This is a genomic window from Pigmentiphaga kullae (assembly GCF_004216695.1).
Classification (GTDB): Bacteria; Pseudomonadota; Gammaproteobacteria; order Burkholderiales; family Burkholderiaceae_B; genus Pigmentiphaga; species Pigmentiphaga kullae.
Genome location: NZ_SGXC01000002.1, coordinates 593,445 through 606,229 on the forward strand (window position 1 = coordinate 593,445; position 12,785 = coordinate 606,229).

The window sequence follows — 12,785 nt, forward strand, 5'->3', positions numbered from 1 at the left end:
ACAGTCAGAGAACCAGGAGGAGAAGGGCATGCGCAGAGCAATCACGACCGACGCCAACGGGCTGGAGGTCCTGGGAATGGGGTTCTATTGGGACGATGTCGAGATCGGCTATCGCTTCCGCACCCTGGGGCGGACCATCACCGAGGCGGACATCACCCTGTTCATCGGGACGGTGGGCATGGTGGAGGAAATGTTCACCAACCTGGACTACATCGCCTCGCAGTCCATCATCGGTTCGCGCCCGGCGCCCGGTTCGCTGGTCTTCTGCATGGCCGAGGGCCTGCTGATGCAGAGCACCATGCAGCGCACGGGCATGGCGTTCATGGAAGCGGACATCAAGGTGCACAGGCCCACCAATGCCGGCGACACCATCCACGTCGAATGCGAGGTGGTCGAGGCCAGGGCGACGAGCAAGGTCGACCGGGGCCTGGTGCGCACCGCCAACCGCGTGGTCAACCAGCGCGGCGAGACCGTGCTGACCTACTCGCCGCTGCGCATGGTCAAGACCCGTCCGAACGATTCCACCCCCGCAGGAGACAAATAATGAAACCCTTGCTATCGATGAGCCTGTGCATCCTGGCGCTTGCCGCACAGGGGCTGCCGGCGGCCCGCGCCGCCTATCCCGACAAGCCGGTCACCATCGTCGTGCCGTTCGCCGCGGGCAGCCCGACCGATGCCGTGGCGCGCGTCGTGGCGGAAGCGCTGGGCAAGCGCCTGGGCCAGTCCATGGTGGTCCAGAACCGGCCGGGCGCCACGGGCATGATAGGCAGCGAGTACGTCGCGCGCGCGCAACCGGACGGCTACACCCTGCTGTTCGGCACCAACACGACCCAGGTGGCGAACCAATATTTCTTCAAGAAGGTGTCCTACGACGGCCTGAAGGACTTCGCGCCGGTGGCCATCGTGGGCGGCGTGCCGCATGCGCTGGTGGTCAACCCCTCGGTGCCGGTCAATTCGGTGGCCGAACTGATCGCATATGCCAAGGCGAATCCCGGCAAGCTGTCCTTTCCCTACGCCAACAGCACCACGCGGATCACCGGCAGTACCTTCCGCGTGATGACGAAGACCGAGATCAATGCCATTCCGTACAAGGCCTACGGCCAGGCCATCGCCGAACTGCTGGGCGGCCAGACGCAGATGATGTTCATCGATTTCTCGACCGGTCTTGCCTACATGACCACGGGCAAGCTCAAGGCGCTGGCCATCACGCCGGACCGCTCGGCCAAGCTGCCCGGCGTGCCCGCGATGAAGGAGGTGCTGCAGGGTTTCGAGATCGGCAACTGGAACGGCCTGTTCGCGCCCACGGGAACCTCGCCCGAGATCATCGACCGGCTGAACCGCGAGGTCCGCGCCGTGCTCGAACAACCCGAGCTGCGCAAGCAGGTGGACGGCGTGGGCTACGAATTGCTGCCCCCGATGGCGCCGGCCGAATTCGGCAAGTACATCGCCGAGGAAAGCCGGCACTACGCCAGGCTTACCAACGCCGCCGACATCAAGCCCGAGTGAGCGGCAAGCGTGGCGCAATATTTCGAGCTGATTTTCCGTGTCCTGGAGGCCTGACATGACGACACCCACCGAAGCCCCCGTGGAATACGCGCTGGCATCCGGCATCGCCACGATCCGGATCAACCGGCCGGACCAGCGCAATGCGCTGTCGATCGCGGTCTGCGAACGGCTGCTCGATCTCTGGGACGAGGTCGACCGCGACGAGGCCGTGCGCGCGGTCGTGCTGACCTCGGCCGATTGCGGGACGTTCTCGGCCGGCATGGACCTGAAAGAGGCGGCAAGGGTGCGCGCGGAGTCGGGCAAGGACATGCTGGAGCTGCTGCGCGATCCGTTCCACCAGCGGATGCGGCGGGTGTCCAAGCCCATCATCGCCGCGATGACCGGCCACTTCACCGCGGGCGGCATGGTCCTGGCGGCCAACAGCGACATCCGGGTCGGCCTGCAGGGAACGCGCGGGGGCATCTCCGAGGCCAAGGTGGGGAGGGGTTCGCCGTGGGGCGTGCCCATGCTGTGGATGCTGCCGCAGCCCTTCCTGCTGGAGATGATGATGACGGGAGACATGCATCCCATCGAGCGTTTCCATCAACTGGGGTTCGTCAACTACGTGGAGGCGACGCCCGCGGCCGTGCGCGAGCGGGCACAGGCGGTCGCCCGGACCATTGCGGACAATGCGCCGTTGACCGTATGGGCGGCCAAGAAGAGCGTGGGCGCGGCGATGGACCTGGGGTGCGATCGCGGCTTCGAGGCGGCCTGCAAGTTCCACGAACGCGTCTACGCCAGCGCGGATGCCATCGAGGGGCCGCGTGCCTTCGCCGAAAAGCGCCCGCCGCGCTGGATCGGAGCCTAGCCATGGCCGCGGACCAGGGGTTCGTCCAACGCGAGGACCGGGACGGCATCGTCACTCTGACGCTCTGCCATCCCGACACGCTGAACCGTTTTTCCAGCACGGAGCAATTCCTGGAACTGGCCGGCCAGATCCGCCGCGCCAATGCCGATCCCAACGCGCGCGTGCTCGTCATCACCGGCCAGGGCAGGGCGTTCTGCGCGGGCGGCGACCTGCGGCAGATGGCGCGGCGCGAAATGTTCTCGGCCGGCTCCGTGGCCCAGGTGCAGGGGCGCTATCGTGACACAGTGCATCAGTTGCCGCTGGCCCTGAGCGAGACCGAGATCCCCGTCATCGCCGCGATCAACGGGCCGGCCTATGGCGCGGGATGCGATCTTGCCTGCTTCTGCGACATACGCATCGCGGCGCGCAGCGCGCGTTTCTCGGTCAGCTTCGCGCGGCTGGGCATCGTCGCGGGAGACGGCGGTGCGTGGATGCTTCCCCGTCTGGTCGGCCGGTCCAAGGCCATGGAACTGGCATTCACGGCCGATCCCATCGATGCCGGCGAGGCCCTGCGCATCGGCCTGGTGTCGGATGTCGTGCCCGACGACGAATTGCGCGCGCGGGCCGACGGCCTGGCCCGCCGCATCGCCCGGCATCCCGCGCAGGCCATGCGCATGCACAAGCGCCTGTTGCGCGATGCGGAGCAACATACCCTGGCGACCCACCTGGATGTCGTGGCGGCGTTCCAGGCCATCGCCCATGTCTCGGAGGAACACCTCCAGGCGGTGCGCGACGCGCTGGGTTCGCTGGACGAGGGGCGCCAGGCGGGGCCCTAGCGGCCGGCGTCCTTCTCGAGGGCGATGCGCTGGGCCACGGCGAAGAGTTCGGGCGCCACCTGCTGGCGCAGGTTCTTTTCCGTCAGGCTGGCGCCCACGGCCATGGCCGCCAGGGCGAACTCCACGCCGGCTCCGGCGTGCACCGGCGTGGCGATGGAGGCGGTCTGGTTGGCGACCGGAGAGGCCAGATAGCACCAGCCGTGCCTGTCCAGTTCCAGGAAGGCCGCATGGGTGTCGGCGATCTGTCGCTGCATGCCCGCGCCGGCCTCGTCCTCGAGCTGGGCCAGCAGGACGCGGCGCTGTTCCTCGGGCTGCCCCCACAGGTAGGCGCGCCCGGACGCGGACGCGACCATGGAGAAGCGCGAGCCGGTGGTTAGCCCCAGGCGGACCTTGCCGGAGGGAACGCAGTGCTCGACCACCAGCATGTGCAGCCGGTCGCGCGTGGTCAGCGTCACGTGGACGCCATAGCGCTGGGACAATTCGAGCATCAGCGGCCGTGCCGCCTGGGCGGTGGGCAGGCGGCGCTTGACCGCGCGTCCCAGCGCCAGGCAGGCGACATGCGGCTGGTAGACGTCGTTGCCCAGCGATTGCAGGAAATGGTGATTCAGCAGGGTCCGGACGAGCTTGTCGGTGGTCGCTCGCGTCAGGCCTAGCTTGTTCGAGATGTCGTCCAGCGACAGGCGGCGGTGGCGCACGTCGAACAGCCGGAGGATCTCCAGGCCCCGGCGCAGCGAATCGACCTGGATGTCGGCGGCCTGTGACGAGTCGGGGGCCGGTTGGCGGGTCCTGACCATGACTACTCCGCCTGGCCGGCGCTGAGCTCGGCCTCCAGCCTGGCCTTGAGCGCCAGCAGCCCGGGAGCGACTTCCCGCTTCAGCCGCGCCATGGCCAGCGCGTTCGAGGGCGCGGCGCAGCCCAGCGCATAGGTGTGCGGCCCCTCGGGGGTGTCGATCACGAGCGCCACGCCGTTGGTTCCTTCCTCCAGCGTGCCCGCCGCCACGCAATAGCCCTGGCCGGCCATCTGGGACACGGCATGGGGCACTTCCTGGCTCAGGGCCTTCCAGGCGGACGGATCGGCCACGCTGAGCTTCTCGAGATAGGCCAGCCGCTCGGCATCGCCCATGGCGCCGACCAGCGCCCTGCCCAATGCCGAGCGGTCGATGCGCAGGCGCGAGCCCGCGCGCACGCGCAGCGTGAACAGCATCTCGCGGCTATGGGCGACCTCGTTGCACACCATGCTGCTGGCGTCGGGGGAGGCCAGGACCACCGAGACACGGTGCTCGTCGGCGAACTGCTGCATGAGCGGCCGGGCCAGCACGACGAAATCGCTGTGGGAGGCCGCGGCGAAACCCAGCGCGAGCACCGGCATGCCCAGGCGGTAGGCGGCCCGTTGGGCCGAATACTCCAGATAGCCCGCCTCGAGCAGATTGGAGGTCAGCCGCGAGACGGTGGGCTTGGGCAGGTCGGTGAGCGCGGCCAGTTCGGAGTTGGTCAACCAGCCGTTCTCCGGCTCGAAAGCGGAGAGTATCGTGAGCCCGCGGGCCAGGACGCGGACGTCCCGGGTGCCCGGTTGCCGAGATGACGGGATGGCGACGTTCTGCATGAGGCTGGGAAAGAAAATGGCCTCAATTGTATATGTGAACCTTCGTCATATCGTGCAAGCGGGCGGCCCGGACAGGCGGCGTTCTCCTCAGTCCCATTCGGGCGCGAGCCCCTGGGGATCGACTTCGCGGCCATTGCGTTCCAGCGCGGCGATCCGCGCCATGTCGTCGGCATCGAGCGCGAGGTCGCGGGCGAGAAGATTGCTGGCCAGGTTCTCGCGCCTGGTGGAAGAGGGAATCACCGCATAGCCGAGCTGCAGCGCCCAGGCCAGCGCGACTTGCGCGACGGTGGCATCGTGCTTGGCGGCGATCGCGGCCAGTACCGGATCCTTCAGCACCTTGCCGTAGGCCAGCGTCATGTAAGACGTCACGGTAATGCCTTGTTCCTTCAGGAACGCGGTCAGCTTGCGGTTCTGCAGGTAGGGGCTGAGTTCGATCTGGTTGGTGGCGATCTCGCCCTTGCCGACCATCGCGATGGCTTCTTTCGTCAGCGCGATGTTGAAGTTGGAGATGCCGATCTGCCGGGTCAGCCCCAGCGCCTTGGCCTCGGCCAGCGCCGCCATGGTTTCGCCCAGTTCGACGCCGTTGCCCGGCGCCGGCCAGTGGATCAGAGTCAGGTCGACGTAGTCGGTGCGCAGCTTCTCCAGGCTGGCGCGCAGGCTGGGTGCGAGCTTGTTTCCGGCATAGTTGTCGGTCCAGATCTTGGTGGTCAGGAACAGGTCGGCGCGCTGGACGCCGCTCTGGGCGATGGCCTGGCCGACCTCGGCCTCGTTGCCGTAGATCTGCGCGGTGTCGACGGCGCGATAGCCCACGTCCAGGGCGTTGCGCACCGAGTCGATGACGGTCTGGCCGGTCAGGCGGAAGGTGCCGACGCCGAAGGAAGGAATGCTCATGGAAGGTCTCCTGGATAGCGGGGTATGGATGGCATTTTGCCGCCTTTACCTTTGCGGATGAAGCGCGGTATAAGCCAAATACATTTGAATTGAAGTCAATAAAACGCGTGCGTTTCGTCGGGTGCTAGAATTTCTTCGCAGTGTTCCTTCGGACGCGGCCGTAAGCGTTTACGTCAACCAACGCATCACCAGCGGCACCCGTGGCCGGCTGGCGGTGTGCGTTGGCGCCGCGTGGTCCATCGTTCCCCTCCATCCTCCCGCGCCGTGCCGCCCTGACTCCCAAGGAGCGGCGGTCGATGTCGAACGTCCTGCAGTATTCCCCCTTGCGCCGCCTGGTCTGGATGACCGTGGCGCTGTTCCTGAGCTATCTCGCGGTGGCCATGGCGATGCCCGCCGTGGCGGTGCACGTCTCGCACACGCTGGGCATGGGCAATGTCGCCTCCGGCCTGGCCGTGGGCATCGCGTTTCTTTCCACCATCCTGAGCCGCGGCTGGGCCGGCCGGCTGGCCGACGAGCGGGGTGGCAAGTCGGGCATGTTCCGGGGCCTGGCCTTGTATGCGCTGGCCTCGCTGCTGTGTCTGGCGTCGTCGCTGCCGATGCTGGGGCACGGCATGGTGTCCTATGCGGTCCTGCTGGCGGGCCGGCTGCTGCTGGGCCTGGGCGAGAGCCTGGCCCTGGTCGGCATGCTGGCGTGGAGCATGGCGATGATGGGACCGGCGCGTTCCGGCCTGGTGATGGCCGTGTTCGGCATGGGCATGTATGGCGCGTTCGCGGCGGGCGGCCCGCTGGGCCTGTGGCTGTTGCAGGACGTGGGGTTCGCCGGCCTGATGGCGATCTGCGTCGCGCTGCCGCTGCTGGGCGCGCTGATGCTGTGGCCGCTCGAGTCCGCCGTGCCGGCGCAGGCGGGCCGGCGTCCGCCGTTCGCGCAGGTGCTCGGGCGCATCTGGCGGCCCGGTGTCGTGGTCGGCCTGCAAGGCATAGGCTTCGCCGCGCTGGGCGCGTTCTTCCCGCTGTATTTCCTGGCCCAGGGGTGGGAAGGCGCCGGTTATGGGTTGACGTGCTTTGGCCTGGGCTTCGTCGCGGTGCGGGTGTTGTTCGGTTACTTGCCCGATCGCATCGGCGGCGTGCCGGTGGCGCTGGCGTCGCTGCTGGTCGAGGCCGCGGGGCAGGCGCTGCTCTGGCTGGCTCCCGGACCGGAGGTGGCCATGGCGGGTGCGCTGCTGACGGGCATGGGATGCTCGATGGTGTTTCCGGCGATGGGGCTGGAGGCGGTCCGGCGCGTGCCGGCGCATTTGCGCGGCACCGCGATAGGAGGCTTCGCGGCGTTCCAGGATCTGGCCTACGGCGTGACCGGGCCGCTGGCCGGGTGGATCGCCGACCACTTCGGCCACGCCCAGGTCTTCCTGGTGGGAGGGCTGGCGGCGGCGCTGGGCGCGGCGATCACCCTCCGGCTGCGCGACGGTGGAGGGCAGACTTGACGGAGACAACCCGGAATTCCTAGAATGCTAGCAATCTAGCAATCAGGGTCGCCATGGCCGACGAAGAGGTCAAGCAGTTCAACGTCTATCTGCCGGTCAGCCTGATCCGGCAGGTCAAGCATCACGCCATCGAATCGGAGTCCTCGCTCTCGGCCCTGGTGGCCGAGGCGCTGCGCGCCTATCTCGACGCGCGCCAGCCCAGGCGCCGAACAACCAGAAAGGAGAAGTGACATGAAGTCCGAACGGATCGAAGCGGTGTTCCTGACCACCCACAATTGGGGCAAGGCGGCCAAGTTCTTCCAGGCCCTGGGGTTCAGGCTGGAGTTCGAGACCGATCACAATTCGGGCCAGTTGCGCAATGGCGACGGCCCTTATCTGTTCATTGCCGAGGTGCCGGAAGGCGAGAAGCCCGAGTCGCAGATCGTGCTGAAGCTGCCCGATGCGGATGCGTTCCAACCCGAGCCTATCGTCGAGGTGGTCACGCCGTTCGAGGATACGCACTGGGGTACGCGGGACATGACCGTGCGCGATCCCGATGGTCGCGTCTGGCGCTTGCAGGCCCCGGCCCGGGCCGGAAAGTGAGCGACGATCATGCATGACGAACAGGACGTGGCGCCCGACAGCACCGCGGCGCGGGTAGCCTTGTGGCGGGCCCTGCATGTCGAGGTCGATGCGCCGCCGCACGTGCTCGAGGACGAGGTCGGCCTGCGCCTGCTGGACCCGGAACCGGGCTGGCAACATCGTGGAGACATGGACCAGGGCTTCACCCGGCCGTTTCGTGCGTCCATCGTGGGGCGGGCCCGGTTCATCGAAGACCTGGTCCTGGAGCAGGCCGGCGGTGGCCTGGAGCAATACGTCATCCTGGGCGCCGGGCTGGACAGCTTCGCGCAGCGCCGGCCCGGGCTGGCGTCGCGGCTGCGTGTGTTCGAGATCGACCGGCCCGGCCCGCAGGCGTGGAAGCGGCGGCGCCTGGTCGAACTGGGCTGGGGCGTGCCGGACTGGCTGCGCTTCGTGCCGGTCGACTTCGAGGCCGGCGAATCCTGGTGGGATCGCCTGCTGGCGGCCGGATTCGATGGCGGCAAGCCGGCGGTCGTGGTGTCCACCGGGGTCAGCATGTACCTGACCAAAGAGGCGAACGCCGCCACGCTGCACCAGATGGCGAGGCTGGCGCCGGGGTCCACGTTCGCGATGTCCTTCCTGTTGCCGCTGGACATGGCGGATCCGGATGTTCGGCCGGGCATGCAGATGGCGGAGAAGGGCGCGCGCGCGAGCGGGACGCCGTTCGTGAGTTTCTTCCTGCCGGCGCAGATCCTGCAACTGGCCCGCGAGCAGGGATTCAAAGAGGCGCGGCACGTCTCGGCGGACGAGTTGGCCCGGCGATACTTCTCCGGCCGCGCGGACGGCTTGCGTCCGCCGTCCAATACCGAGGAGCTCCTGGTGGCCACCACTTAGCCGGCTGCAAGATCCGTTCACCATTGTTGTGAAAACCTGTTTCACAACGGCGCGGAAATCGCCGCGCATTGGGTTATCCTCGCGGCAACGCGAAGAATGGATCCCGCATGACCAGCTTCAGGACGGTGGGCGCGGCGGCGGTGGCTCTATCCCTGCTGGCCGGCTGTGCCCAGTACACCGCGCTGCCTCGCCCCGGCTACGAGTCGCGGGGGACCGAGGACATGTCCTCGGACCAGATGATGCAGACCGATTTCAATCGGACCCTGACCATCGCCATGCGCGACAACCTGTCCAGCCTGATGTCGCTGATGACCAAGCTCTACAAGCGCAACCCGCGCGAGTGGCGCAAGTCCGGCAAGCCTTCGATGGAGGCCGCCGCCGAGACGGTCCGGCGGTCCATCGATGCCCGTACGCCGCCGGCGGGGCTCCAGGGCCTGCGCGACGTCGAGATCCTGGCAGTGGCGCTCGATCCCGCCTACCCCGGCGACCGGGTCGCCGCCTTCATCTACGGCATGGCCGACACCATCGTCGCGGCGCACGACGGCAAGACGCGTTTTTATGCCTTCGATCTGCTGGACGGCGGCCGGGTCTACAACGCCGCCCGCAACGTCGAGGCGGCGGCCTGGCTGCTGGGCAGCCGGCGCGATGCGCGCGGCGAGCCGCTGCTGCTGGCCAATGAATGGACGGACTCGCAGGTCAACCTGAGTTTCGAACGCGAATTCGGCGCCATCATCGGGCGCCTGGACCTGATCGCCAACCTGCTGGGCGAGAACTCGCGCCGGCTGGGCATCAACTACGCGCAGAACCTGATGCTGTTTTCCTTCCTGCCGGTGCGCTAGGGTCGTCGCCGGCTTCGCGCCCGAGCAGCGCACGCTTGCGCTCCACGCCCCAGCGGTAGCCCGACAGGTCGCCGTCGCGCCGGATGACCCGGTGGCAGGGAATGGCCACGGCGATGTGGTTGGCGCCGCAGGCCTGGGCGACGGCGCGCACGGCGCGAGGCGCGCCTATGCGCTGCGCGATCTCGGCATAGCTGGCGGTCCGGCCCGGCGGGATCTCGCGCAGGGCCTGCCAGACGCGTTCCTGGAAGGCGGTGCCGCGCACATCCAGCGGCAGGTTCAGCCCGATGGAGGGCGCCTCGATGAAGCCCACCACCTGGGCCACCAGCCGTTCGAAGCCGGCGTCGCCGCCGATCAGCCTGGCTTTGGGGAACTGGTCCTGCAGCTCGCGCACCAGCGCGTCGGGATCGTCGCCCAGCAGGATGGCGCAGATGCCGCGCTGGCTTTGCGCGACCAGGATGGCGCCCAGCGAGCATTGGCCCACCGCGAAGCGGATGACCGCGCCGGCGCCCCCCGCGCGGTAGTCGCGCGCGCGCATGCCCAGCAACTGGTCGGAGGCTTCGTAGAACCGGCTGTTGGAGTTGAACCCCGCTTCGTAGATGGCATCGGTGACCGAGGCGTCGGGTGTCCCCAATTCCTCGCGCAGCCGGCGGGCGCGCCGGGCCGAGGCATAGGCCTTGGGCGTCAGGCCGGTCTCGGCCTTGAACACCCGGTGGAAGTGGAAGGGGCTCATGCCCGCCTGCGAGGCCAGTTCCGCAAGACCGGGCGGTGTCTCGGCGTTTTCGATCAGGCGGCAGGCGCGGGCGATCAGCGCCGCGCGCTCGCGGGCGGCCTCGGGTCCGTCGTGCTGCCGCTGGCTGGCGCGGTAGCCGGCGGCCTCGGCATCCCGGGGCGAATCGAAGAACTCGACGTTGGCGCGGCGGGGCAACCGTGTGGGCGAGCTGGGGCGGCAGTACACGCCGGTCGTGCGCACGGCGTAGACGAAATGGCCGTCTGCATTGGCGTCGCGCGCCTGGACGGCCCGCCAGCGGGCGTCGTCGGTGGCATAGTCGGAGGAGGGGCGCGTATCCATGGCGGATGTCCCGGGGTTCGTGGTCATGGCATCAGGATAGAGAATAGTCCGGGCGCAAGCGCTCCGTTTCTTGCGCTCGAATCCGTGCCGTGTGCCGGCCGGCTACAAGGCGAATTCCTGGTCCTGGCGCGGGACGACGGCGTCCCAGCCCAGTTCCCGGTCTATCCTGACCCGCAGGGCATCCGATGCATCCGGCTCGCCATGGACGATGAACACGCGCCGGGGCGCCTTGCGAAAGCCGGACAGCCAGCGCATCAACTCGCCCGCGTCGGCGTGGGCGGACAGCCGGTCCAGCCGGGAGACCTCGGCGTCGATCCGGACCCAGGCGCCGTGGATCTTGATTTCCCTGGCGCCGTCCTGCAAAGCCCGGCCGCGGGTGCCCATGGCCTGGAAGCCCGACAGCAGGATGGTGTTCCGGGCATCGGGGCCGAATGCCTTCAGGTGGTGCAGGACGCGGCCGCCGGTGGCCATGCCCGAGGCGGAAATGATGACCTTGGGGTAGGGGCTGGCCGACAGCATCTTGGACGCGGCGACGTCCTCGGCGTAGCGCGCGATGGCGAAGACTTCACGGCAGGTGTTCGCGTCCAGGCGGTGGTCGCGCAGGAGGGCGGCCATCAGGCCGGTCGCGCCCACGGCCATGGGGCTGTCGAGAAAGACCGGTACGGAAGCCAGGCGTCCCGCCTGCTTCAGCTTCCACAGCCAGTACAGGATTTCCTGGGCGCGCCCGACTGCGAACGCGGGGATGACGACCGTGCCGCCACGCCGGATCGTGCGCTCGACCACGTCCCCCAGCATGTCTCCCGGATCGCCGCCTTCGTGGAGGCGGTTGCCATAGGTCGATTCGATGACCACATAGTCGGCTTCCTCGACCGGCGCGGGGTCGGGCATCAAGGGGTCGCCGTAGCGGCCGACGTCGCCGGAGAAGACGATGCGCCTGCCGCCCCAGTCGATCTGCGCATGGGCCGCGCCCAGGATGTGGCCGGCGTGGCGCAGGCGCAGCCGGGCGCCGTTGGGCAGTTCGACGGGCTGGTCGAAATCGACCTTGGAAAAGCGTTCCAGGGCACGCTCCGCGTCCTTGACGCCGTACAGGGGCAGCGCCGGCTTGTGCCTGGACAATTCGTGCCGGTTCAGGAACTCGGCATCCTTTTCCTGAAGATGGGCACTGTCCTTCAGGATCAGTTCGGCCACGTCGCGTGTGGCGGGCGTGGCGTGGATGCGCCCGCGGAAGCCGTCGCGCACCAGCTTGGGCAGGTAGCCGCAATGATCCAGGTGAGCATGCGTCAGGACCACATGGCCGATGTCGGCAGCGGCGATGGGCAACGGCGCCCAGTTCAGTTCCCGCAGGTTCTTCAGGCCCTGGAACAGGCCGGCATCGACCAGCATGTGCTGGCCGTGGAGCGACAGCAGGTGCTTCGAGCCGGTTACCGAACCGGCGCCACCGAGTGACTTGAAGATAAGCAAGGGCGGGTCCTGTGATGGGCAGGGGGTGGGGAAAGTATGCCTGAATCGCGGACGCGAAGTCCGGCGGCCGTCATCCCGCCTTCCTGAACGTGAAGTTGATGCGCTGGCTGCCCAGGACCGGATGCGGGACGTCGGCCAGCGGCAATATGCCGTGGTAGCGCAGGCGGTCCGGGCCGCCCCATACGGCGATGTCGCCATGATGGAGTTCGAGCCGCGCGGCCTTGTCCGACCGCCGATGGCCGCCGAACAGGAAGACCGCCGGCATGCCCAGGGATACCGAGACGATGGGGGCGTCGAGGTCGCGTTCGTTCTTGTCCTGGTGCAGCGACATCCGCGCGCCGGGCAGGTAGCGGTTGATCAGGCAGGCATCGGGTTCGAAGCGCGGAAAGCCCGCCACGTCGGCCGCTTCCCGCGCCAGCGCGGCGAGGACCTCCGGCATGGCGGGCCAGGGCAGGCCGGTGGCGGGGTCGGTGCGCGAGTACCGGTAGCCGTGGCGGTCGGTGGTCCAGCCCAGCGTGCCGCAGTTCGTCAGCGCGACCGACATGGTGAAGCCGCCGGGCGTGACCATGTGGCGCAATGGCGCGGCGTCCGTGACGCGGGAGATGGCGGGCAGCAACTCGTCCACGCGGGGCAGCGCGAAGCCGCGCAACAGGAAGGCGCGCGGTCCCATGGGTTCGGGCTGGCCGGACGTGGGGTCGGAGAAGAGATCGAATGTCTGCATGGTCCCGCGCAATTGTAGTCGCCGGCTTCGTACGCCAGGATGATCGTACGGCAGCAGATCGTTGGTGTCTGGAGGTTGCGCGGTGTAGCCGGGGCGACGATTT

15 protein-coding genes are annotated in these 12,785 nt (G+C 68.2%); 9 read left to right on the forward strand and 6 right to left on the reverse strand.

Features of this window, described 5'->3' with window-relative positions:
* Positions 1 to 28: 28 nt before the first annotated feature.
* The 4 genes from EV675_RS17155 to EV675_RS17170 are packed head-to-tail and all read left to right on the forward strand — an operon-like array spanning position 29 to position 3,168.
* Positions 29 to 544, forward strand: a complete 516-nt coding sequence (locus EV675_RS17155; protein ID WP_130358439.1) for an FAS1-like dehydratase domain-containing protein — start codon at positions 29 to 31, stop codon at positions 542 to 544.
* Complete coding sequence (locus EV675_RS17160; protein ID WP_130358440.1) at positions 544 to 1,506, forward strand: Bug family tripartite tricarboxylate transporter substrate binding protein; 963 nt, start codon at positions 544 to 546, stop codon at positions 1,504 to 1,506. Before EV675_RS17155 ends, EV675_RS17160 begins: the two co-directional genes overlap by 1 nt.
* A 55-nt stretch (positions 1,507 to 1,561) precedes the next feature.
* Complete coding sequence (locus EV675_RS17165; protein WP_130358441.1) at positions 1,562 to 2,353, forward strand: enoyl-CoA hydratase/isomerase family protein; 792 nt, start codon at positions 1,562 to 1,564, stop codon at positions 2,351 to 2,353.
* Positions 2,354 to 2,355: 2 nt separating this feature from the next.
* The gene (locus EV675_RS17170; protein ID WP_130358442.1) at positions 2,356 to 3,168 is read left to right on the forward strand and encodes an enoyl-CoA hydratase-related protein; all 813 of its coding nucleotides are present in this window, start codon (positions 2,356 to 2,358) and stop codon (positions 3,166 to 3,168) included.
* On the opposite strand, the gene EV675_RS17175 is transcribed toward EV675_RS17170, so the two are convergent.
* The 3 genes from EV675_RS17175 to dkgB all read right to left on the reverse strand — a co-directional run bounded on the left by EV675_RS17175 (position 3,165) and on the right by dkgB (position 5,662).
* On the reverse strand, positions 3,165 to 3,962 hold the full coding sequence (locus EV675_RS17175) for an IclR family transcriptional regulator (protein WP_130358443.1): 798 nt from the start codon (positions 3,960 to 3,962) through the stop codon (positions 3,165 to 3,167). The genes EV675_RS17170 and EV675_RS17175 overlap by 4 nt on opposite strands.
* A 2-nt stretch (positions 3,963 to 3,964) precedes the next feature.
* A complete protein-coding gene (locus EV675_RS17180; RefSeq protein ID WP_242621473.1) occupies positions 3,965 to 4,663 on the reverse strand; it encodes an IclR family transcriptional regulator in 699 nt (232 codons plus the stop codon).
* 195 nt (positions 4,664 to 4,858) lie between these two features.
* Positions 4,859 to 5,662, reverse strand: coding sequence for a 2,5-didehydrogluconate reductase DkgB (gene dkgB, locus EV675_RS17185; RefSeq protein ID WP_130358445.1), 804 nt, complete (start codon positions 5,660 to 5,662; stop codon positions 4,859 to 4,861).
* Positions 5,663 to 5,958: 296 nt separating this feature from the next.
* On the opposite strand from dkgB, the gene EV675_RS17190 reads away from it, so the two are divergent.
* The 5 genes from EV675_RS17190 to EV675_RS17210 all read left to right on the forward strand — a co-directional run bounded on the left by EV675_RS17190 (position 5,959) and on the right by EV675_RS17210 (position 9,431).
* Positions 5,959 to 7,140, forward strand: a complete 1,182-nt coding sequence (locus EV675_RS17190) for an arabinose transporter (protein WP_130358446.1) — start codon at positions 5,959 to 5,961, stop codon at positions 7,138 to 7,140.
* Positions 7,141 to 7,193: 53 nt separating this feature from the next.
* Positions 7,194 to 7,370, forward strand: a complete 177-nt coding sequence (locus EV675_RS17195; RefSeq protein ID WP_130358447.1) for a ribbon-helix-helix protein, CopG family — start codon at positions 7,194 to 7,196, stop codon at positions 7,368 to 7,370.
* Position 7,371: 1 nt separating this feature from the next.
* Positions 7,372 to 7,722: a VOC family protein gene (locus tag EV675_RS17200; RefSeq protein ID WP_130358448.1), complete on the forward strand. Its 351-nt coding sequence runs from the start codon at positions 7,372 to 7,374 to the stop codon at positions 7,720 to 7,722.
* Positions 7,723 to 7,731: 9 nt separating this feature from the next.
* A complete protein-coding gene (locus EV675_RS17205; RefSeq protein ID WP_130358449.1) occupies positions 7,732 to 8,592 on the forward strand; it encodes a class I SAM-dependent methyltransferase in 861 nt (286 codons plus the stop codon).
* Positions 8,593 to 8,699: 107 nt separating this feature from the next.
* Positions 8,700 to 9,431: a hypothetical protein gene (locus EV675_RS17210; protein ID WP_130358450.1), complete on the forward strand. Its 732-nt coding sequence runs from the start codon at positions 8,700 to 8,702 to the stop codon at positions 9,429 to 9,431.
* Here EV675_RS17210 and ada read toward each other — a convergent pair.
* The 3 genes from ada to alkB all read right to left on the reverse strand — a co-directional run bounded on the left by ada (position 9,382) and on the right by alkB (position 12,682).
* The gene (gene ada / locus EV675_RS17215) at positions 9,382 to 10,500 is read right to left on the reverse strand and encodes a bifunctional DNA-binding transcriptional regulator/O6-methylguanine-DNA methyltransferase Ada (protein ID WP_130358451.1); all 1,119 of its coding nucleotides are present in this window, start codon (positions 10,498 to 10,500) and stop codon (positions 9,382 to 9,384) included. The genes EV675_RS17210 and ada overlap by 50 nt on opposite strands.
* Positions 10,501 to 10,602: 102 nt before the next feature.
* Positions 10,603 to 11,961: an MBL fold metallo-hydrolase RNA specificity domain-containing protein gene (locus tag EV675_RS17220; RefSeq protein WP_130358452.1), complete on the reverse strand. Its 1,359-nt coding sequence runs from the start codon at positions 11,959 to 11,961 to the stop codon at positions 10,603 to 10,605.
* A 70-nt stretch (positions 11,962 to 12,031) separates the two neighbouring features.
* Positions 12,032 to 12,682, reverse strand: a complete 651-nt coding sequence (gene alkB / locus EV675_RS17225) for a DNA oxidative demethylase AlkB (protein ID WP_130358453.1) — start codon at positions 12,680 to 12,682, stop codon at positions 12,032 to 12,034.
* Positions 12,683 to 12,785 lie beyond the last annotated feature (103 nt).